The 679-nt window shown below is 64.7% G+C and carries 1 protein-coding gene; it reads right to left on the bottom strand.

What is annotated here, in order from left to right; translation table 11 throughout:
* Positions 1–21 precede the first annotated feature (21 nt).
* Positions 22–679: GNAT family N-acyltransferase (locus D9599_RS30805; protein WP_198385145.1), on the bottom strand; the 658-nt coding region annotated here is incomplete at its 5' end.

Genomic DNA, 679 nt, shown 5'->3' with positions numbered 1-679 from the left:
GTTGAGGTTTGAGGAGGGGCGTCAGGCGGCTGCGGCCTGCGGCTTGTTCTGCCAAAGGGATCCCCCATTGGTAACGTAGTTCCAGACATCCGGGCGTTCTTGCCGCATGCGCCCAAGCACTTGTCCGACGGGAGCCCAGCAAGGCTGGCGCAGTCCGTGGTGCTCGATTGCGGGGCCGATGGGTTGGAAGTGAATACCGCTGCCGCGGAGAAGGCGCAGGAGGGTGTGCTCCATTACCGCGCACCAGTTGTGGATGCCCATCTCCGCGCTCAACTGGACGACGCCTCGCATCAAACCAAGACGAAGAGGGATGCCGTCGACGCCGGCATCGCGAAGGCTCTTCGAGATGGCGAAACGGCTGATCTCGCCTGTGCCACGCCTCGGCAGCGAGCGGATAACCGGGCTTTCGCAAAGGCTGCTCATCGGCAGGTCAGCGTCTGGGCCGGTCGGCGAGGACGCGATGATCCGCACGGTGCCGACAAGACGGCCGGTGCTGCGCTGGGTCAGGAGCGCATGCTGGGCCCGCAGGTCGAAGCGGTCGGTCTCCATCGTGCCTTGGCCCGGCTCGTAGCCGCGCTCCATGCAGTAGATCTGGTGCCGCAGACGATAGACGGCGCGGAGTTTCTCTGCCGTGTCCGCGAGAGTAACCTCAAAGGCCTCGGCTGCTTCCAGAAATCCA

This window comes from Roseomonas sp. KE2513 (assembly GCF_016107305.1).
Classification (GTDB): Bacteria; Pseudomonadota; Alphaproteobacteria; order Acetobacterales; family Acetobacteraceae; genus Roseomonas.
This window is presented reverse-complemented; position numbering and strand designations above follow the sequence as displayed.